The sequence below is a fragment of the Enterobacter wuhouensis genome (genome assembly GCF_004331265.1).
GTDB lineage: Bacteria > Pseudomonadota > Gammaproteobacteria > Enterobacterales > Enterobacteriaceae > Enterobacter > Enterobacter wuhouensis.
Window position 1 is genome coordinate 79,316 of record NZ_SJOO01000012.1, and the last position, 19,623, is coordinate 98,938.

The 19,623-nt window shown below is 55.4% G+C and carries 15 protein-coding genes; 5 read left to right on the forward strand and 10 right to left on the reverse strand.

From position 1 onward, the window contains the following. Positions 1 to 253 precede the first annotated feature (253 nt). From pncB to E0L20_RS20405, 4 genes are all read left to right on the forward strand, one after another. Positions 254 to 1,456 (forward strand): nicotinate phosphoribosyltransferase, encoded by a 1,203-nt coding sequence (gene pncB / locus E0L20_RS20390; RefSeq protein ID WP_131635542.1) that lies wholly within the window; start codon positions 254 to 256, stop codon positions 1,454 to 1,456. Positions 1,457 to 1,624: 168 nt separating this feature from the next. After that, complete coding sequence (gene asnS, locus E0L20_RS20395) at positions 1,625 to 3,025, forward strand: asparagine--tRNA ligase (RefSeq protein WP_042319454.1); 1,401 nt, start codon at positions 1,625 to 1,627, stop codon at positions 3,023 to 3,025. Between the two features lie 605 nt (positions 3,026 to 3,630). Beyond that, positions 3,631 to 4,710 (forward strand): porin, encoded by a 1,080-nt coding sequence (locus E0L20_RS20400; protein WP_131635543.1) that lies wholly within the window; start codon positions 3,631 to 3,633, stop codon positions 4,708 to 4,710. 184 nt (positions 4,711 to 4,894) lie between these two features. Further along, a complete protein-coding gene (locus E0L20_RS20405) occupies positions 4,895 to 6,085 on the forward strand; it encodes an amino acid aminotransferase (protein ID WP_131635544.1) in 1,191 nt (396 codons plus the stop codon). 53 nt (positions 6,086 to 6,138) lie between these two features. Here the strand turns inward: E0L20_RS20405 and E0L20_RS20410 are convergent, their stop codons facing one another. From E0L20_RS20410 to cmoM, 7 genes are all read right to left on the reverse strand, one after another. Continuing rightward, on the reverse strand, positions 6,139 to 6,786 hold the full coding sequence (locus E0L20_RS20410; RefSeq protein WP_131635545.1) for an MBL fold metallo-hydrolase: 648 nt from the start codon (positions 6,784 to 6,786) through the stop codon (positions 6,139 to 6,141). 20 nt (positions 6,787 to 6,806) lie between these two features. Continuing rightward, positions 6,807 to 7,358, reverse strand: coding sequence for a peptidoglycan L,D-endopeptidase MepK (gene mepK, locus E0L20_RS20415; RefSeq protein WP_100165162.1), 552 nt, complete (start codon positions 7,356 to 7,358; stop codon positions 6,807 to 6,809). A gap of 175 nt (positions 7,359 to 7,533) precedes the next feature. Continuing rightward, positions 7,534 to 9,357 (reverse strand): L,D-transpeptidase, encoded by a 1,824-nt coding sequence (ldtD, locus tag E0L20_RS20420; RefSeq protein ID WP_131635546.1) that lies wholly within the window; start codon positions 9,355 to 9,357, stop codon positions 7,534 to 7,536. A gap of 180 nt (positions 9,358 to 9,537) precedes the next feature. Then, positions 9,538 to 13,986: a chromosome partition protein MukB gene (gene mukB / locus E0L20_RS20425; RefSeq protein ID WP_131635547.1), complete on the reverse strand. Its 4,449-nt coding sequence runs from the start codon at positions 13,984 to 13,986 to the stop codon at positions 9,538 to 9,540. After that, a complete protein-coding gene (mukE, locus tag E0L20_RS20430; protein ID WP_131635548.1) occupies positions 13,986 to 14,690 on the reverse strand; it encodes a chromosome partition protein MukE in 705 nt (234 codons plus the stop codon). The genes mukB and mukE overlap by 1 nt, the downstream gene beginning before the upstream one ends. Then, entirely contained in the window at positions 14,671 to 15,993 is a 1,323-nt protein-coding gene (gene mukF / locus E0L20_RS20435; protein ID WP_131635549.1) for a chromosome partition protein MukF, read from the reverse strand. Before mukF ends, mukE begins: the two co-directional genes overlap by 20 nt. 3 nt (positions 15,994 to 15,996) lie before the next feature. Beyond that, on the reverse strand, positions 15,997 to 16,776 hold the full coding sequence (gene cmoM, locus E0L20_RS20440; protein ID WP_131635550.1) for a tRNA uridine 5-oxyacetic acid(34) methyltransferase CmoM: 780 nt from the start codon (positions 16,774 to 16,776) through the stop codon (positions 15,997 to 15,999). Between the two features lie 124 nt (positions 16,777 to 16,900). Here cmoM and elyC point away from each other — a divergent pair, with 124 nt between their 5' ends. After that, positions 16,901 to 17,680, forward strand: coding sequence for an envelope biogenesis factor ElyC (gene elyC, locus E0L20_RS20445; protein ID WP_131635551.1), 780 nt, complete (start codon positions 16,901 to 16,903; stop codon positions 17,678 to 17,680). Here the strand turns inward: elyC and E0L20_RS20450 are convergent. From E0L20_RS20450 to ycaR, 3 genes are all read right to left on the reverse strand, one after another. Beyond that, positions 17,657 to 18,550 (reverse strand): YcbJ family phosphotransferase, encoded by an 894-nt coding sequence (locus E0L20_RS20450; protein WP_131635552.1) that lies wholly within the window; start codon positions 18,548 to 18,550, stop codon positions 17,657 to 17,659. The genes elyC and E0L20_RS20450 overlap by 24 nt on opposite strands. Positions 18,551 to 18,695: 145 nt before the next feature. Beyond that, entirely contained in the window at positions 18,696 to 19,442 is a 747-nt protein-coding gene (gene kdsB, locus E0L20_RS20455) for a 3-deoxy-manno-octulosonate cytidylyltransferase (protein ID WP_131635553.1), read from the reverse strand. Then, complete coding sequence (gene ycaR / locus E0L20_RS20460; protein WP_006174474.1) at positions 19,439 to 19,621, reverse strand: protein YcaR; 183 nt, start codon at positions 19,619 to 19,621, stop codon at positions 19,439 to 19,441. The genes kdsB and ycaR overlap by 4 nt, the downstream gene beginning before the upstream one ends. Positions 19,622 to 19,623 lie beyond the last annotated feature (2 nt).

Genomic DNA, 19,623 nt, shown 5'->3' on the forward strand with positions numbered 1-19,623 from the left:
GAAAACCTTATGCATCGTTTGTCGAGTAACGTTTCAATATATTCCTGTTGTGTAAAACGCGCTACGCAGAATGTTCATCTTTTCAGTTACAAACCCCTTTTTCGCTACATTTATATAACACGAGGCACGAAATGCCCTCGACCATAAAGGCAGCTTATGTTGTGATCGGGGTTCAATAAATCACTAAAACAGGTATACTCCGGAGTTGTTTATTGTACTAAACGCTCCCGTGAGAGGATGCTACTGCGCACCTATGACTCAATTCGCTTCTCCTGTTCTGCATACGTTGCTGGATACCGACGCGTATAAACTGCATATGCAGCAAGCCGTTTTTCACCATTACCATGACGTCCACGTTGCGGCTGAATTTCGCTGCCGGGGCGACGACTTGCTGGGTATCTACGCAGACTCCATTCGTGAACAGGTCGATGCTATGCAGCATCTGACGCTGCAGGACGACGAATACCAGTGGCTTTCGGGCCTGCCCTTCTTCAAAGCCGACTATCTGAACTGGCTGCGCGATTTCCGCTATAAGCCGGAACAGGTCACCATTACCAATGACAACGGCAAGCTGGATATTCGCCTTCAGGGGCCGTGGCGTGAAGTGATCATGTGGGAAGTTCCGCTTCTGGCGGTGATCAGCGAGCTGGCGCATCGCTATCGCTCACCTGAGACCGGCGTGACGCAGGCGGTCGCCTCTCTGGAAAACAAGCTCGTTGAGTTTTCCCGGTTGACCGAAGGGCTGGATATGTCCCGCTTCCGCCTGATGGATTTTGGCACGCGCCGCCGCTTCTCCCGCGAGGTTCAGGAGGCGATCGTCAGACGCCTGCAACAGGAGCCGTGGTTTGTTGGCACCAGTAACTACGATCTGGCGCGTCGTCTCCATCTCACCCCGATGGGCACACAGGCGCACGAGTGGTTCCAGGCGCACCAGCAGATCAGCCCCGATCTCGCCAACAGCCAGCGCGCCGCGCTGGCCGCATGGCTGGACGAATACCCGGATAAGCTGGGGATCGCCCTTACCGACTGCATTACGATGGATGCCTTCCTGCGCGACTTCGGCCCTGAGTTCGCCGAGCGCTACCAGGGATTACGTCATGACTCCGGGGACCCGGTGGAATGGGGTGAAAAAGCCATCGCCCATTACCAAAAATTGGGTATCGACCCGATGAGCAAGGTGCTGGTTTTCTCCGATAACCTCGATCTGGCGAAAGCCGTCGACCTTTACCGCCACTTCTCATCGCGGGTGAACCTGAGCTTCGGGATCGGTACGCGCCTGAGCTGCGACATCCCTCAGGTAAAACCGCTGAATATCGTCATTAAGCTGGTGGAATGTAACGGCAAGCCGGTGGCAAAGCTCTCAGACAGCCCGGGCAAAACCATCTGCCATGACAAAGCGTTTGTCCGCGCGTTACGCAAAGCCTTCGATCTGCCTCAGGTTAAAAAAGCCAGTTAACCGCCTCAGGGAGCCTTTATGGCTCCCCTTCCCTTATTTATTTCTTATTTCTTCTCTTAAGACTGCGAAATCTGCTTGTCTGATGCCAGATGCCAGGTAACATAGATATCCCCCCTACGTGGGCGGACAAGTGGTTATTTTTTCCGACTATTAACAGAGAGAATATTTATGAGCGTTGTGCCTGTAGCCGACGTACTCCAGGGCCGCGTCGCCGTTGACCAAGAAGTCACCGTGCGCGGATGGGTGCGTACTCGTCGAGATTCTAAAGCTGGTATCTCCTTCCTCGCCGTCTATGACGGTTCCTGCTTTGATCCTGTACAGGCCGTCATTAATAATTCTCTGCCCAATTACAATGATGACGTTCTGCACCTGACAACGGGCTGTTCCGTTATCGTTACCGGCGTTGTCGTGGCTTCACCGGGCCAGGGCCAGAGTTTCGAAATTCAGGCATCAGCCATTGAAGTGACCGGCTGGGTGGAAGATCCGGATACCTATCCGATGGCGGCTAAACGCCACAGCATCGAGTATCTGCGTGAAGTTGCGCACCTGCGTCCGCGTACCAACCTGATCGGTGCGGTTGCCCGCGTGCGCCACACTCTGGCCCAGGCGCTGCATCGCTTCTTCGATGAGCAGGGTTACTTCTGGGTGTCCACCCCGCTGATCACGGCTTCCGATACCGAAGGTGCCGGTGAAATGTTCCGCGTTTCTACGCTGGATATGGAAAACCTGCCGCGCACGCCGGAAGGCAAAGTGGACTATGACAAAGACTTCTTTGGTAAAGAGGCCTTCCTGACGGTTTCCGGCCAGCTCAACGGCGAAACTTACGCCTGCGCGCTGTCTAAGATCTACACCTTCGGCCCAACCTTCCGTGCTGAAAACTCGAACACCAGCCGTCACCTGGCGGAATTCTGGATGCTGGAGCCGGAAGTAGCGTTTGCCGATCTGAACGATGTTGCCGGTCTGGCAGAAGCGATGCTGAAGTACGTGTTCAAAGCCGTTCTTGAAGAACGTGCTGACGACATGAAATTCTTCGCCGAGCGCGTCGACAACGATGCGATTGCTCGTCTGGAGCGCTTCGTCTCCGCTGACTTCGCGCAGGTAGACTATACCGATGCGGTCGCTATCCTCGAAAAATGCGGCGAGAAGTTTGAGAACCCGGTTTACTGGGGCGTGGATCTCTCTTCCGAGCACGAACGTTATTTGGCAGAGAAACACTTCAAAGCACCGGTTGTGGTCAAAAACTACCCGAAAGACATTAAGGCCTTCTATATGCGCCTTAACGAAGACGGTAAAACCGTTGCCGCGATGGACGTACTGGCTCCGGGCATTGGTGAAATCATCGGTGGCTCTCAGCGTGAAGAGCGTCTGGACGTGCTGGATGCCCGCATGGAAGAGATGGGACTGAATCCGGCTGACTACGGCTGGTATCGCGATCTCCGCCGTTACGGCACCGTGCCGCACTCTGGTTTTGGTCTGGGCTTTGAACGCCTGATTGCCTATGTAACCGGCGTTCAGAACGTACGCGACGTGATTCCTTTCCCACGTACCCCGCGTAACGCCAGCTTCTAATCGACACAATTAATAATGGCCAGCAGACGCTGGCCATTATTTTATTCTGCTGTGTCAGTTTTCGTCAGCGAAAAGTCAGCATTTTTAAACCACAACCCCGTTACAACCACTACCTGTTACGTTTTATTTCCACGAAACACCTGTGAACAAAAAATAAACCGCACTCTCATTGCGTTTATTACATCCTCAAGCAATAGCACAAATTTCAGCCAATCTCTTAGCCATCCAGAAGTCTTTTTACGGTCATAAGAAAAAACCTGTCGTTTAACTTCTGTTGATATGAATTGCCTTTATCCAAATTAAACATAAGCAATTCATATATATAGGAATGATTTATTCGTTAAATTAGCCAATCAGTTCTGAAATTTGAGGTGGTTCACAAAGTTCCCAAAAATACACATTTGGTTACACATAATTTCTTTTTGTTACCGAATCTTGAGGATTGTAGCACTTTCAGGCTAGCGAAACGGTTCTATGAATGGAAAGATGCCTGTCAGATACATAAAGACACCAAACTCTCATCAATAGTTCCGGAAATATTTATTGACAGAATTTATTGACGGCAGTGGCGAGTGTCATAAAAAAACCAATGAGGGTAATAAATAATGATGAAGCGCAATATCCTGGCAGTGGTTATCCCTGCCCTGCTGGTAGCCGGTGCAGCAAACGCTGCAGAAATCTATAACAAAAACGGCAACAAACTGGACTTCTACGGTAAAGTTGTTGGTGAGCACGGCTTCACCACTTCTGGCGAACACAAAAACGCTGACTCCTCTTACGGCCAGATCGGCTTCAAAGGCGAAACTCAGATTAACGATGACCTGATCGGTTACGGTCAGTGGGAATACCGTGCGCGCGCTGGCGCTGCAGAAGGCGACCAGACCAACGTAACTCGTCTGGCATTCGCGGGTATCAAAGTTTCTGAAGCAGGTTCTCTGGACTACGGTCGTAACTACGGTATCGTTTACGACGTAGAATCTTACACCGATATGGCTCCGTCCTTCTCTGGCGAAACCTGGGGTGGCGGCTATGTTGATAACTACATGACCAGCCGTTCTACTGGCCTGCTGACCTACCGCAACAACAACTTCTTCGGTCTGGTTGATGGTCTGAACTTTGGCGTTCAGTATCAGGGTAAAAACGACCGTAGCGATCTGCGTAAAGCGAACGGTGACGGCGTTGGTCTGTCCCTGGGCTACGAGTTCGGCGAAGGCTTCGGTCTGATCGGTGCATACAGCACTGCAAACCGTACCCTGGACCAGAAAGAAGATGGTAAAGGCGATAAAGCTGAGTCCTGGGCAGTTGGCGCGAAATATGACGCGAACAACATCTACCTGGCGACCGTTTACGCTGAAACCCGCAACATGAGCATCCTGGGCGATAGCACTGCGACTGTGTACGATGTTGCTAACAAAACTCAGAACTTCGAAGTTATCGCACAGTACCAGTTCGACTTCGGCCTGCGTCCTTCCGTTTCTTACGTTCAGTCCAAAGGTAAAGACCTGAACGGCATCGGCGACCGTGACCTGGCGAAATACATCACCACCGGTGCGACTTACTACTTCAACAAGAACTTCAACGTGTACGGTGACTACCGCTTCAACCTGCTGGACGACAAAGATGCGTCCACCAGCTGGGTTGGCTCTGACAACCAGGCTACCGTTGGCGTAACCTACCAGTTCTAATCAGTACACCACGTTGTTATATGCTTAATGAACAGGGCTTCGGCCCTGTTTTTTTATGCCTGACAGAAAATAATGGCGACTTTTGAAAAGCCGCACGCTTTTCGTCGCAAACGGTTGGCATTTTGTAAATCTACCGTTAACCTGATAGCGGATTTCACTTCTGTAATCACAATGGAACTTCGTCATGTTTGAGAACATTACCGCCGCTCCTGCCGACCCTATTCTGGGCCTGGCCGATCTGTTTCGTGCCGACGACCGCCCTGGCAAAATCAACCTGGGTATTGGTGTATATAAAGATGAAACCGGCAAAACTCCGGTACTGACCAGCGTTAAGAAAGCCGAGCAGTATCTGCTGGAAAATGAAACCACCAAGAACTACCTCGGTATCGATGGTATCCCTGAGTTTGGTCGCTGCACCCAGGAACTGCTGTTCGGTAAAGGCAGCGAAATCGTGAGCAGCAAGCGCGCTCGCACAGCACAAACCCCTGGCGGTACCGGCGCGCTGCGCGTGGCGGCGGATTTCCTTGCAAAAAATACCTCTGTTAAGCGCGTATGGGTCAGCAACCCAAGCTGGCCGAACCACAAGAGCGTGTTTAACTCTGCGGGTCTGGAAGTGCGCGAATATGCTTACTACGACGCGGCAAACCACTCTCTCGACTTTGACGGCCTACTGGCCAGCCTGAGCGAAGCGCAGGCGGGTGACGTAGTGCTGTTCCACGGCTGTTGTCATAACCCAACCGGTATTGATCCAACGCTTGAGCAGTGGGAACAGCTGGCTAAACTTTCCGTTGAAAAAGGCTGGCTGCCGCTGTTCGACTTTGCGTACCAGGGCTTTGCTCGTGGTCTGGAAGAAGATGCTGAAGGCCTGCGCGCATTCGCTGCAGTGCATCAGGAACTGATTGTTGCGAGTTCTTATTCCAAGAACTTTGGCCTGTACAACGAGCGTGTAGGTGCCTGTACGCTGGTTGCGGCAAACGAAGAGACCGTTGATCGCGCGTTCAGCCAGATGAAGTCCGTGATCCGCGCTAACTACTCTAACCCACCGGCACACGGTGCGTCAGTTGTTGCTACTATTCTGAGCAACGATGCCCTGCGCGCGATCTGGGAGCAAGAGCTGAACGATATGCGCCAGCGCATTCAGCGCATGCGCCTGCTGTTTGTGAACACCCTGGCAGAGAAAGGCGCTGACCGCGACTTCAGCTTCATCATCAAGCAGAACGGCATGTTCTCCTTCAGCGGCCTGACCAAAGAGCAGGTTCTGCGTCTGCGCGAAGAGTTTGGCGTGTACGCCGTAGCGTCTGGCCGCGTGAACGTTGCAGGCATGACCCCTGATAACATGGCGCCGCTGTGCGAAGCGATTGTCGCCGTACTGTAATTTACGCTCATAAAAAAAGCCTGCGTTATGCAGGCTTTTTTATTTCATCCGATTTACCAGACAGGCATCTCATCCTGAAGGAAGGGGTTATGCAACCGCTCGTAGCCCAGCGTTGACATTGGCCCATGACCAGGGATAAACGTCACGTCATCGCCCAGCGGCAATAGCTTCTGTTTTATCGACTGGATCAGCTGACCGTGATCGCCGCGTGGGAAATCGCTGCGTCCTACGCCGCCTTTGAAAATCACATCGCCGGAAATCAGCAGGCGCGACTGGTCGTCAAAGAAGACGATATGGCCTGGCGTATGCCCAGGACAATGCAACACCTGTAAAGTCACATTCCCTACGTTAACGCGCTCTCCTTCGTTCAGCCAGCGATCGGGCGTCAGTGGCTGACACTCATCAAGGCCAAACATGCGGCTTTGGGCAGGTAAACCCTGCAGCCAGAACTCATCTTCTTTTTCCGGGCCGATCGTCGGCACGCCGTAGTATTCAGCCAGTTCAGCCGCTGCGCCCACATGATCGAGATGACCATGAGTGAGAAGGATCTGCATCAGCGTAACGCCGCTTGCAGCAACCTCCTGCTTGATTTTTTCGGCGTCACCACCGGGATCGACAAGCGCGGCCAGTTTGGTTTGCTCGCACCAGATTAATGAACAATTCTGGGAGAACGCGGTAACCGGAATAATACGATAGTTCATACTGCTCCTGTGTTTCGTTATTACCAGTGCCTTACCGGACCGGTATCAATATGCACAAAGTTGCTACGTGGGTAATATCCTACACCACCTGCGCGCATAGATAACGCAGCTTTGCGAATATTGGCTAACGAAACGCCTTCAATATGGAAATCCATTGCCTGCCCCTTGGTGTGATAGCTTTTTTTCGCTACCCCACGGCTGTGGGCACGCAGTTCATTATTGGTATCCAGAGAACGGTATCCAGAAATGAGCTGCACAGGCTTGCTGGTTCCCAGCAGGCCCTGAAGGCGGAATAACTGATCGAATAATCCTGGGTCGATGGCCTTAATTTTATTCGCGCGGAAGTCGCGGAAAAAATGATTTAACCTTGCTAATTCATCCTGAATATAGCCTCTGCCATCGAAGAACTCCGCTTTAAGCGACTCACCGGTGTGAAGATTGTTGAGCGTCAAAATACGCGGACGTGGTGTCGAGAGGGTGGCAAATGCTGGCGTCGGAAGGATGGCGGCTGCGCCCAGCGCAACGCCACCTAACGCCAGCAGTTTGCGGCGATTAGCGTCAAATTTGTCCATGATAATCAGGTCTACAGGTCAATGAAATCGTCAATATGCTTAGCGCACGAAGGGCACCTTAACTGGCAAAGCCTGGTACGTCAAGGCGCCCACCCCCAGCAAATACGCGGCCTACAGCCATATTGCCCCGTATTCACCATAACTTACGACAATACATTTTCCCGAACTGCTTCATTTACCTGATTAATTGTTCAGCTTTTGGCAAAATTTGTGCGCCGGATCGCGCCGTGAGATCATAATTGTAAATATCTGTACGATACTGGGTTCGCCCGTCTTCGCCTACAAACGCGGTCAGATAGTAAAGATTGACCGGAATATTGTGTCGGATGTTGACGTAACGGGTATCCCCCTGCTTCAGCGCATCTGAGATACGCGTGTCGTTCCAGCCCGCATCCTGCAATAGCATATTCGCCAGCTCAGAGGCTTTATTCACGCGCACGCAGCCGGAACTGAGCGCTCGCGTATCTTTCTGGAACAGGTTGTGGTTCGGCGTGTCGTGCAGATAAATCGCATCTGAACTTGGCATATTGAACTTGTAACGTCCCAGCGAGTTGTGCGCACCAGGCGCCTGCTGGAAGCGGAAAGGCAGGTTCGATGCGGTAATTGTCGACCAGTCGACCATATACGGGTCGATCGCCTCTTTGCTGTTCCAGCCGCGCATCACCGTGTAGCCGTGACGTTCCAGATACCCCGGATCGTTCCAGACCTTAGGCAGAATATCCTTGCGGGCCAGCGTAGGCGGAACGTTCCACGGCGGGTTCACCACCACGTTATTCAGCGCGCTGCTCATCATCGGCGTTTTACGATCCGGCCGCCCGACAATCACGCGCGAGGCCAGCGCTTCGCTACCGTTCAGATAATAGACCAGAGAATAGGCCGGAATATTAACCATGATACCGGTGGATACTGTGCCCGGCAGCAGGCGTAAACGCTGAATATTGAGGGCCAGCACCCCGGCCCGCTGCGCAGGGGAAACGTTCAACCAGTCGCGCGTTGACTGACCAATCACCCCATCGGCTCCCAGCCCCTGAGCGGCCTGAAACTGCTTGACCGCCGCGACCAGCTCGCGGTCGTAGGCCGCCGGCTTATTATTCAACGCAACGGCTCGCTTCTCTTTCACCGGCGTGGACGGGCTAACCACCACATCCTGCGCGTCGTCTCCGGGAAGGGCAATCTTTGGCCCGTTATCGAGAATGCCAGAACGTTTAAGGATTTCACGCAGCGCAGGCACATCGCTGCTCCACTGCCCCGGACGAAGCGTCGCGGTTCCCCGCATTTGCGGCCACGGGCGAGAATCAGCCACCAGCGCGAGTAGCGATTGATGCATTGTGGCGTACTGTGAATGCGTAGGCGCCAGGCTTGCGACAAAGCGCGGCAGATCGCCATTATCCAGCGACAGCTGCCATTGGTTAATAACCGACAGCGCCGGGGTCGCCAGCTTGTAGGGTTTCTCACTGTACAACCAGCGGTTGCCATTCACCGGAATGCCGGCCACAAACTGGAGGTAGCCCATCATGGCATCAGAAAGGACCACATCGCGCGCCTGCCCCGTCACCGTCGGGTCGGTCAGAAGCTCGACCCAGGTCGTAAACTGCGGCTGAATGCCGGCAATCGCCACTTCTGCCAGCTGCTGCTGGAAGGCGCGTACCGCATCGCGATTTTCCCACATAGGTTTCATATCGCGAGCGGCATAGAGCAGCGTAAGCTGATTGATATACGCAGGCGTATAGCCAGACGGCAGTCCGGACTGGAGCTGCTGGCTCAGCGCCCCGATGTCGATACCTTCTGGCAACGGCTTAATACCGGCCATAATGGCCGTCGCTGGCGACTGATCCAGCGGCTGCGACAACGACGTAGGCTGCGCACCCGTCGTTGCGGAACTGTCGGTCGGAACAACTTCAGGCTCATCAGCCTGCGCGGTGAACAGTGGAGCAAATATCACTGCCAGGCAAAAACTCAGAGCTGACAGCCGACGACCACGATCTTTCATTAGCAACATCCCTTGCCCCCTGTTTTCTCACGACATGCCCATCACATTGGGGCTTTCTTTCATTATAGGTAGGCAGAAAATCTGTTGCCTTACCTTATGTAAAGAAGTTTAAAGATAACGCAGCCGTAAGCACAAGCGAAGTGTAAAAAAAAAGCGGCGCTACTGCGCCGCTCTTTGTAACAAAACGCCTCAGGAAGCGTCAGCCGTACCCTGCAACGACTCCGGCGGCTGCGGCGCAAAGCCGCGTAAACCCACCACGTGAACGTGTTCGCTATTCTGGAACACTTTACGCACCAGCTTATAGGTGGTTCCTTTTTCCGGGCTGATATTCTCTGGTGCCGCGATGATGAGCTGCATATCAAGGCGATCGCACAGTTCGAACAGCGTGGCGATAGAGCGAGCATCAAGACGAGCCGCCTCATCCAGGAACAGCAAACGGCATGGGGAGATATCTTTTCCGCGCAGGCGACGCGCTTCATCTTCCCAGCTCTGAACAACCATCACCAGAATCGACATACCGGTACCGATCGCTTCACCGGTAGAAAGTGCGCCAGACTCAGCGCGCAGCCAGCCGTCGGAACCACGGTTAACCTCAACTTCCATTTCCAGGTAGTTACGGTAATCCAGCAGCTCCTCACCGATGGTCTGCGGAGTACGCTGACCCATGTCGATTTGCGGATTCAGGCGCTGATACAGCTTCGCCAGCGCTTCGGAGAAGGTCAGGCGATTGCTGTTAAACAGATCCTGGTGCTGTTCATGCTGCTCAGACAGTACGTCCAGCAAGGTTGAATGCGCTTCGCGCACGTTCACGTTCAGACGCACGCTGTTTACCTGCCCAAACGACACGCTCTGCAGGCCCTGGTTCAGCTGGCGGATACGGTTCTGCTCGCGCTGAATGGTTTTGCGGATGATGTTCGCCACGCTGCGGGAGCTGATCGCCAGCTTCTGCTCGCGGGAGGTCAGCTCTTCCGTCAGGCGGCCCAGCTCGATCTCCATCTGTTCGATGGCTTCGACCGGATCGTCTGTACGGATGATATCCTGACGAATACGCTCGCGCAGATGTTGGTAAACGGCTACGAAGAACTGAATTTTGCGCTCCGGGCGCTTCGGATCTTCGGACATGCGCAGCACGTCGCGCAGGTGCTCGTTATCCGCAACCGCCAGACGCAGTGCACCCAGCGCCTTATCCGACATGGAACGCAGTTCATCGGCGGAAAGGTACGCCAGCTCGCGGCGGTGCAGACGACGCTCAACGTTATTGTCTTTCACCATGCGCATCACCGCGCACCACCCCGCCTTCGCGGTCACGACCTGCTCGCGCATTTCGTGATAGTCGCGCTCCAGCTTGCGCAGGCGACGCGTCAGGTTGTCCATCTCCGCTTCGCAGAAGGTCAGCGCTTTTTCCAGCTGATTGCGGCGGGCGCGGTTGTTGCTGAGCTGGCTGTGCAGTTCATCGCGACGAATGCGCGCGCGTTCTTCCGCACCGCTGTCGGCACGCACCCCGATATCCTGCAGCTCTTTGTGCAGATCGTTTAACAGCTCTTTTTTGGTGTCGAAGGAGCTTTTCAGCGAGGCCATGACCTGGCTGTACTGGCTCAGCTGTGCAGCGTGTGTACGCATGGCTTCACGAGCGCGGGTACGCTCGGCCTCAGCCTGCTCAAGGCGCTGGCGCAGCTTTTCATTCAGATCGCTGTTACCGCTCAGCATTTCTGCTGAATCGGAGTAACCAAAGTGGGCGCGACGCTGCACCACCTCCGTCAGGGCAAACGCCTGCTGGCGCGCTTCACGCTGCACCTGCTGCGACCAGGCGTAGTCTTCTTTAAGCTGCTCAAACTGCTCCGGGTCGCTCTGAAGCACCGAGACGACCGGTTCAAGCTTCGCCAGCTGGTTGCCGTGCTGCTGCACGAAACGCGCGGCTTCCTGCGCTTCATCCAGGCGCTCCTGGATCTCATCCACGCGATCGGCCAGCGTCTCATCCGCCAGCAGGTTCAGGCGCGGCAGGATGCGGTTAAGCGCAGCAACGCCCTCTTTCGCCTGTTCAAACTGGACGCGGCTCTGCTGGTTATCATTTTCATGATTAGCAATGGCACGCTCAAGCTCGCCGCGGCGGGTATTGAGCTTGCGAATTTCAGCTTCCGGATCGGCTTCAAAAGCGACCGCAAGATGGCTGCCAATAAAGCGGCTAAAGGCCTGGTGCAGGCGCTGGGTTTTCTGTACGTCAAACGACAGCGTCGCAAAACGTTCAGACAGCGTTTCACGCTCGGCGTGCAGGCTTTCAATACGGTTTTCACGCGCGGCGCGGCCAAACAGGGGCAGTTCCGGGAAGCGAGAGTAGCGCCATTGACGATCGGCGATTTTCACCACCACCGCTTTTTCCAGCTCGTCAACGCTGAACACGCTGTCATCGAACGACTGCGGATCGCCTTCGATCAGATAGAGATCTTCCGGGCAATCTTCCAGTCCGGCAAGCTGCTCGGAAATCAGCGACAGGTCCGGAACCACAATCGCGTTACGCGACGGGCCGTACAGCGCGGAAAAGTACGGCGCATCATCCAGACCTACGTCATCGTAAATTTCGGACAGCAGGACGCCGCCGAAACGCTCGGCCAGGGTGTTCAGGCGCGCATCTTCCGCACCGCCCGGCTGGCTCAAGCGCTCAATTTCATCGTCGACGTCACGTTTACGCGCGCCCACTTCGTCACGTTCTACAATCGCTTCGCGCTCGCGCTCAAGCAGCTGCTGCAGATACTCGGTGACGTCCTGGCTGGACTCGAATTCTTCGCCGCACTGCTCGCTAAGCTGGTTCAGGCTACTTTGCGCTGCAAGCCAGACCGGGGCACGCTGCAGCAGCCTTTGCGAACGGGACTGGAGCTGCTCCATCTCCTGACGCAGCGTCATGCGCTGTTCGCTGGCGTTGGATACCGAGTCAGACAGCGCGGCAATGCGGGCCTCCAGCTCCTGGTGCAGCGCCTCAAGCTCGTCAAAATCGTACTGTTTACCCTGACGCTTGCAGAATTCTGCCAGCAGACGCTCGGCTTCCTGCTGCTCTCGCAGGCGCTGTTCCAGCTCGTTCAGACGCATGCGCAGCGGCTGAACCTGCTCGGCTAGATGGCGCTGGTTGACGCCGTCGCGCAGCAGCTCGCGGGCCACGTCCCAGGCTTCATTACGCGCCAGCGGGCCGTTAATCGCCACCACCAGCTGGTAGGCCTGTTCAAACTGGCTGTGCGCCGTTTGTGCCACGCTCATTTTCTGTTCAAGGGAAAGCAGCTTTTCGGTCGCTTCCTGCTCTTTGGCCTGGAAAGTGTCCAGCCATTCGTCCGCGCTCTCAGGCGTTAAATCCGGCAGATGGCACAGCTCTTTCGCACGCTGTAAGGCCTGCAGTGCCTGAGTGTACTGAATGGCGCGCGTCTGCTGCACGTCCAGCGCCTGCTGGTAATCGGCAAGCTGGCTTTTCAGCTCGTCCACTTCCAGCTCGGCGGCTTCGGCGCGGGCTTCGTTCTCTTCCTGCATGTCGGCGGCTTCGGCCACCACTTCATTTTGTTCTTCAAGACGAATTTGCAGCTCATCGAGGTCCGCTTCGTAGCGCTCGATTTTTTCCTGCTGACGCAGCGCGGTCTGCACCAGGTTCAGGTGATCGCTGGCGGCCTGGTAATCGGCTTCCAGATCCCCTTCTGCACCGTTCTGCTCGCCCAGCTCGCGGGCCATTTCGACGTGCTTGTACTGCTCTGCCACCAGCTGCTTGCGGGAGGTAAACAGCTCGCGACGGTACTCTAAGGCCTGATCAAGGTGTACGCGACGCTCGTTGGCGTGGCGCATATAGTCCGCGGCCACGTAGTTGGTGGCTTCGCTGATCAGGTGCTTAAAGAGGTCACGGTCGGACTGGGTCACGCGAATCGCTTCCAGCGTCATGCGGTTTTCACGCAGCGCGGCTTCCATGTCCTGGAAGGCCTTACGCACGCCGCTGTTTTCTGGCAACAAATAGTCGCGCAGGGAGCGTGTAATGGCGCTGGAGATACCGCCGTACAGGGAGGCTTCGATCAGACGGTAGTATTTGCTACGGTCCGAGGCGGTACGCAGACGACGCGCCACCACGCCCAGGTCGAACATCAGGGAGTGGTAGTCGGTAATGGAGTTGAACTGCTTGAACTGCACGCCTTCGATGGCTTCAAGCTTATCCTTCAGCTCCTGCAGCGTCAGCACGCGCGCCTGACGTTCGTTCAGGGTTTCCGTCAGCAGCGCCGTGGGCTGCATGGAGGTCGGCAGCCCCTGAATGGCAAAGGGTTTGATATCCACTTTACGATCGCGACCGGCAACCTGCTGCAGACGCACGCCCACCACCACGCGCTGGTGACGCGAGTTGATCACGTCCAGCACCGAATAGCAGACGCCGGCTTTGAGCTTACCGTGCAGGCCCTTATCGCGAGAGCCGCTTGTCGCGCCCGCTTCGGTGGTGTTACGGAAGTGCAGCAGCGTCAAATCGGGGATTAACGCCGTAACAAATGCCGCCATGGTGGTGGATTTACCCGCACCGTTACCGCCGGAGAGCGTCGTCACCAGCTCATCCAGATCGAAGGTTCGGGCAAAGAAACCGTTCCAGTTAATCAGCGTTAGTGAGCGAAATTTACCGCGTTCAATCATTACTCTTCCTCCCCGCTATCCGGCTGATTCTCTTCATGCTCGTCATTGAGCTGCAAATGGTTTTCCACCGGCATCGCTTCGCCGTCGCGGATCATGCGCAGCTGCGCTTCTCGCGCATCGTCACCCGCACGCACGTCGGCGCCGAAGCGGAAGACAGATTCCGTGATGCGGAATTTGCTGCTGTCGTGGCCCATAAACCAGACCATGCCCAGACGACGCAGACGGTTCAGGGAAGAGCGAACCTTTTCCTGTAATTTCTGACGGTCAAGATCCGACCCCGTAGAGCGGTTGTTCACCAGCTTGAGCAGTTTGCCCTCATCCGCGAGCGCAAGCAGTTCATCGTAAAGCTCCTGCTGAGTGAAGATCCCTTCATTCGCCAGGCGTTCCGGGCTGAGATACAGGTAGCAGAGAATTTTGCCGACCATCATATCCAGCTCGGAGAGTACGGAACGCGGAATCAGCGTCGTGGAGCGCGGGCGAAGATAGAAGAAACCTTCCGGCGCGCGAATAAGCTCAACGTTATAGCGCGCATAAAACTCTTCCAGATACTCCTGGAAGTCCATCAAAAAGGCGTGATTATCCAGCTCGTCAAGACCAATGTGACGACCGGCACGCAGCTGGCTGTCCAGCGCCGGAAATAACGGATTCGCCAGCGCCTGTGCCAGCTTAAGTGGCATCACTTGTTCAATATTTGTCAATGACATGCGCCTGTACCTTGGCTCCGTAATCGTTAATCGGCTGCCACTTCGGCGGCAGGCCGGTGAAATCTGCTTGCGCGATACCCAGGCGCACGGCCTGGTCTACAACAATGCGGGCGATATCGAAATGGCGCGCACGCGGATATTGCGCCAGATAGTCGCGCACCACGAGGCCAAGATCCAGCGGCACTTGTCTGGTTTTGTAGACAGCGAGCTGTTCTTCGATCATCGCCGCAAGCTGCTCGCGAATTTCGTTGAATTCTTCGAATTCCAGATCCGGCGGCAGTTCACCGGTGACCTCTTCATCGCGCAGCGCCATCTCTTCGTCGCGCATATCCAGCAGACGATCGGCGTTGGCGTAGGTCAGCGCCCACGGCGCATCGAAATAGGTCTGTACCGACTGGCGCAAACGCTGCGCAAAGACGCGGTTTTTATCCATATCGATCGCGGTACGGATGAATTTGTGCACGTGACGGTCGTAGCCAATCCACAGGTCGATAGACTGCTGGCCCCAGCTGATAATGCGATCGAGCTTGCTCTGCAGGTCAAAGACCAGACGGTCGACAAAATGGAGATCGTCATGCGCCAGCGTGGCATCCTGGATGCGCAGCAGGTTTGCCTGCAGCTTGTCCCCCGCCGCCTCCAGCGTATCCTGCAGCTCGCGCAGCGTACCGGAGGTTTCTGACAGCAAGAGTTCACAGCTGGAGATGGCCGCGCGCCAGTCTTTGTTCAGCAGCTGCGCAATATCGTCTTTCACCTGCTGCTGCTGTTCGTCCATCAGGCGCTGGGTCAGATCGATACTGTCGAAAATCTCGGCAACCGAATATTTCAGCGGCGCATAAACGTTGCGGTGCCAGTGGAACTCGTCCCCGTTTTCATCCGCCGCGTCGGCAGCGCGCTTAAGCTCGCCCGCTACAATAGACAGCTGCATGGATAGACGCAGCGTCGAAAATTCGCGCTGGCGAATGTAGTAATCGGTAATGCCGATGCCCAGAGGCGTCAAACGATAGATGGCGTTTCCTTCCGCCTGCTCGCTGGTAAAGCGGTTCAGCAGACGTTGACGCACCATATCGTTGATTGCGTTGTTGGCACGCACGCTAATGGTTTCGCTGGTTTGCTCAAACGCATCACTGACGTGGCGGAACGCATCCACCAGTTCACCCTCACTCATTTCGCCATCGAGCCGTTCGCCGTTCAGCGTGGCAACCGCCAGCAGGAAAGAGAGTCTGTCTACCGGCAGCGAGATGGAGAAATCGTTTTTCCTGGCCCAGGCAACCAGTTCGGGGACTGTCTGGGAAAATTCACTCATAGATTATCCTTGCATCTGCGGCTTGCGCGCGGTGACGTGTATATAGCGGCCAAGGCTCAGATAAGGCTCCTGGCGGCAATACCGCGTTTCTATTTCTGTTAAGGCGTCTAAACAGTCATCCTGTTTTTGTTTATCACGCAGATAATCATGAAACACCCTCACGCCTGTTTTACCGGTGATCTCCCAGCCGATCTCCTCCAGCCAGCCATAGACCTGCTGCGGTTCTCGCGGGAAATCCGGTGAAAGCGTGCGTCGTTTCTTTTTGTACATACCCTGCTGCACATAGCCAAAATTGCCCACCAGCACGTTTCGCATCAGCAGGCCGTTGGCATTGTAGAACATCAGCGATAGCGCACCGCCCGGGCACAGCATCGACCACAGCGTTTTTAACATGGCTTGCGGCTCAGCGACCCATTCGAGCACAGCATGAAACAATATCAGATCAACCTGCGTTTCCAAATGCTGGGGAATGTCCTGAGCGGCGCAATGTATAAAATGCATGTTGTCGCTCACACCTTTCTCTTCTGCTGCTCGCTCGGCGCGCGCAACCATCTCGGCAGAGAGATCGCAAAGTGTGACGTGATGGCCCCGCTGCGCCATCAGAATTGCCGTCTGACCTTCCCCGCCACCGGCATCAAGCACGCGCAACCTGCGGTCACCAAATTCGGCAAGCAGCTTGTCCAGATCCTGCCAGAGGATCGTCTGACGAAGCTGGCCTTTGGTGGTGCCATAAATGTTGCGCGAAAACTTTTCCGCGATGTCATCAAAATTGCGATCCCGCATTGGGAGGGTTCCACTCATTCACTGCAAAACCGCTATTTTGTCACACCCGCGCGGAGAATGAACCTCTCTGGTGTAATATCACGACTAATAGCCTGCTGTATGGTTAAAAAAGGAACCAAAAAGGATGCTTTTCACACTGAAAAAATACGTGGGCGGGATGCTACTCCCTCTTCCGCTGCTGCTACTGCTCATCGCGCTGGGCCTGGTGCTGGTTTGGTTCAGCCGTTTTCAGAAAAGTGGCAAATCGATCGTAACGCTGGGTTGGCTTGTACTTTTGTTATTAAGCCTGCAACCGGTCGCCGATGGCTTACTGCGCCCGATCGAAAAGACCTACCCGACCTGGCAGGGAAATCAGAAAGTGGACTACATCGTGGTGCTGGGCGGTGGCTACACCTGGGACCCAAACTGGGCGCCCAGTTCGAACCTTATTAACAATAGCCTTCCACGGTTAAACGAGGGTATTCGTCTGTGGCTCGCCAACCCCGGGGCGAAAATGATCTTCACCGGTGCTGCGGCCAAAACGAACCCGGTCAGTACGGCTGAAGCCGGTGCAAGGGTCGCGGAGTCGCTTGGCGTGCCGCGCGCCTCAATCATCACGCTGGATAGCCCTAAAGATACGGAAGAGGAGGCCGCGGCGGTGAAGCAGGCTATCGGGGATGCGCCGTTTTTACTGGTCACCTCCGCCTCACACCTGCCGAGAGCGATGATTTTCTTTGAAAAGCAAGGCTTGCACCCGCTGCCCGCACCAGCAAATCAGATAGCCATCGATGCGCCGCTCAACCCGTGGGAACGGGCGATCCCGTCCCCCATATGGTTGATGCATAGCGATCGCGTCGGTTACGAAACGCTCGGGAGAGTCTGGCAGTGGCTTAAGGGAGCGTCAGGCGAGCCAGGGCAAGAGTGATTTTGTGGCGAGATCGAAGTTGGCGCGATTGAACCGTCCGGTATTCACCAGCTGCGCCACTTCATCCCAGAGCAGGTAGAGCCAGCGCCGCCACAGAAATGCTTCCGCGACGGGGGCGCGCTGCAGATAGTGCCACAGCAGCCCTTCTGCAAAGCCGCTGTCGCTAAGCCTGAATAACTCATACTCGCGCGGCGCCCAAAGCATGATGCCCGGGCCGACCATCGCCAGCAGCTGGTCGCTTCGGGGATCCTTCAACATGCTGCGTAGGGTAAAATTGCCGTGTATTAGCACGCAGTTGTCGTTAAAACCTTCAAACAGGGCGGGTAGGCATTCCCGGGTGCGGAATAAAATACGTTTATCCTGCATGGTTAAACCGGTGTTGTTGAACTGGTTCAACGTTCCCCACAGGACTTCGACGCGCTGGCGATACCAGAGCGGCCACAGGTTTTCCTGCGTGCTGTCAACCGGGCCAACGAGCCCGCGACTATCCTGCCGATGCCAGGCCAGCAGCGCTTCAACAATCTGGTCTTTAAGCTGCTCCCACCGTTCGGGCGATCGCGCAGGAGCCTCCACAGAGACGCCGCGCAGGCGTTCAATCAGCAGCACATCCGGACCGGGGTGTTCTTCATGCGTCATCACGCCGTAGACCGTTGGCATACGGACTGTCCCTTCCCGCGCCAGCAAAGACATTTTCCACGCGAGCTGTCTGGCGACGCCCGGCGAGGTAAAGCTTCTTGCCATGAGCGGCATTGGGTTTCCCTGACTGTCGTATAACGACCAGAGTGCGGTATCTGCCTTTTCACTCACGCACTCAACCCGGCTTAACTTCTCGCCGAGCAGGTGGCTAAGTTCGGCACGCAGCTGTTCCATATGAGATTACCCCCATTAAGACTACTGCTTTTATAATGAGCGTGCAGAGAGCAGATGTCACCCGGAAGAGATCAATTATGGAAAAGAAATAGGAAAAATACGCCGGCGGGAGAACATCCCCCCGAATGGAGGGATGTGGATAGCGTTAACGCAGCTCTGCGCGAACGCGCTCAAGATCTTCTGGGGTGTCAACACCCGTGCCGGGTACTTCCTCGGCAACGGCAACGTGGATCTTTTCGCCATACCAAAGCACGCGGAGCTGCTCCAGCATTTCGATATGCTCGAGCGGGCTCGGTGCCCAGGTAACGTAGCGGCGAATAAAGCCCGCGCGGTAGCCATAGATGCCGAGGTGACGCAAAATGGTATCACCAATCGTCTCTTTTGACGCCGCAAAGCGATCGCGGTCCCATGGAATGGTGGCCCGAGAGAAGTACAGCGCGTAGCCTTCTGCGTCCATCACCACCTTCACGGCATTGGGATTGAAAGCCTCTTCCGCATGATGAACAGGCACCGCAAGCGTCGCCATTCCAACCTGACGCTGCGCGAGATTTTCTGCAACCTGGCGAATAATGACCGCCGGGATCATCGGCTCATCGCCCTGCACGTTAACGATGACCGTATCGTCGCTGAATCCGCATTTTTCAACCACCTCTGCCAGACGCTCGGTGCCGGACTGATGGTCGGCGCGGGTCATGCAGACTTCCCCCCCCGCGGCTTCAACCGCTTTCGCCACGTCAGGGTGATCGGTTGCCACAATCACGCGATCTGCACCGGATTCACGCGCTCGCTCAAGCACGTGCACGATCATCGGCTTGCCGTTGATGTCCACCAGTGGTTTACCCGGCAGGCGCGTTGACGCATAGCGCGCCGGGATAATGACGACAAAACTCATGGTTTGCTCTCTTCTGCCACCAGGGAACGGGCTTCGTTTTCCAGCAGAACCGGAATACCGTCACGCAGCGGGAAAGCCAGGCTGTCCAGCTTGCAAATCAGCTCTTGTTTGTCCTGGCTATAGTAGAGTTTGCCGTTGCACACCGGGCAGGCAATAATTTCAAGTAAACGGTGATCCATAG

Excerpts from the sequence above, each read along its gene's own strand:
- pncB (WP_131635542.1), top strand. The coding sequence starts at position 254 with ATGACTCAATTCGCTTCTCCTGTTCTGCATACGTTGCTGGATACCGAC.
- asnS (WP_042319454.1), top strand. The coding sequence starts at position 1,625 with ATGAGCGTTGTGCCTGTAGCCGACGTACTCCAGGGCCGCGTCGCCGTT.
- E0L20_RS20400 (WP_131635543.1), top strand. The coding sequence starts at position 3,631 with ATGATGAAGCGCAATATCCTGGCAGTGGTTATCCCTGCCCTGCTGGTA.
- E0L20_RS20405 (WP_131635544.1), top strand. The coding sequence starts at position 4,895 with ATGTTTGAGAACATTACCGCCGCTCCTGCCGACCCTATTCTGGGCCTG.
- E0L20_RS20410 (WP_131635545.1), bottom strand. The coding sequence starts at position 6,786 with ATGAACTATCGTATTATTCCGGTTACCGCGTTCTCCCAGAATTGTTCA.
- mepK (WP_100165162.1), bottom strand. The coding sequence starts at position 7,358 with ATGGACAAATTTGACGCTAATCGCCGCAAACTGCTGGCGTTAGGTGGC.
- ldtD (WP_131635546.1), bottom strand. The coding sequence starts at position 9,357 with ATGTTGCTAATGAAAGATCGTGGTCGTCGGCTGTCAGCTCTGAGTTTT.
- mukB (WP_131635547.1), bottom strand. The coding sequence starts at position 13,986 with ATGATTGAACGCGGTAAATTTCGCTCACTAACGCTGATTAACTGGAAC.
- mukE (WP_131635548.1), bottom strand. The coding sequence starts at position 14,690 with ATGTCATTGACAAATATTGAACAAGTGATGCCACTTAAGCTGGCACAG.
- mukF (WP_131635549.1), bottom strand. The coding sequence starts at position 15,993 with ATGAGTGAATTTTCCCAGACAGTCCCCGAACTGGTTGCCTGGGCCAGG.
- cmoM (WP_131635550.1), bottom strand. The coding sequence starts at position 16,776 with ATGCGGGATCGCAATTTTGATGACATCGCGGAAAAGTTTTCGCGCAAC.
- elyC (WP_131635551.1), top strand. The coding sequence starts at position 16,901 with ATGCTTTTCACACTGAAAAAATACGTGGGCGGGATGCTACTCCCTCTT.
- E0L20_RS20450 (WP_131635552.1), bottom strand. The coding sequence starts at position 18,550 with ATGGAACAGCTGCGTGCCGAACTTAGCCACCTGCTCGGCGAGAAGTTA.
- kdsB (WP_131635553.1), bottom strand. The coding sequence starts at position 19,442 with ATGAGTTTTGTCGTCATTATCCCGGCGCGCTATGCGTCAACGCGCCTG.
- ycaR (WP_006174474.1), bottom strand. The coding sequence starts at position 19,621 with ATGGATCACCGTTTACTTGAAATTATTGCCTGCCCGGTGTGCAACGGC.